Origin of the sequence: Sphingobium fluminis (assembly GCF_037723805.1) — a bacterium.
Classification (GTDB): domain Bacteria; phylum Pseudomonadota; class Alphaproteobacteria; order Sphingomonadales; family Sphingomonadaceae; genus Sphingobium.
Genome location: NZ_JBBJUK010000017.1, coordinates 1 through 418 on the forward strand (window position 1 = coordinate 1; position 418 = coordinate 418).

Annotated in this window: 1 protein-coding gene; it reads right to left on the minus strand. The window is 62.9% G+C overall.

Translation table 11 applies throughout. The features are described 5' to 3' along the window. A partial coding sequence (locus WG907_RS18150) for a DUF3604 domain-containing protein (RefSeq protein WP_340235020.1) occupies positions 1–418 on the minus strand: 418 nt, incomplete at both ends.

Here is a 418-nt window from a genome sequence, read left to right on the forward strand (position 1 = left end):
GTCGAGCCAGCCCTTGATGACCTGGATCCGGTCGAGATTGGCATCGTCGGGGTCTCTGGCCGCCGCGATCATGAAGCTCGGGGCCTTGGCTCCCGCCTGGCGCGTCAGGTCGCCTCCCATCGGCACGCCTTTCTCATAGCCGATATGCGCATAATCGGGCCGGAACACATCGGACTTGGCGAAATTCCATCCGCCAAAGACCCGCACCTGTATCCGCGAACCGGTGGTGGCATAGACTTCCCGCCGTTTCATCGCGTCGAAGATCGCCTCACGCGTATTCTCCTTCGCCCACACCGCCGTCAGGCCGGACGCGCCTAGCCGCCAGTTTTCCCGGACATTCTTCACCGGCGCCATGGCGCGGCTATACCGGCCGGCCGATGGCTCGGAATTGCGGAACTGCCCGATGAAATTATCTTCG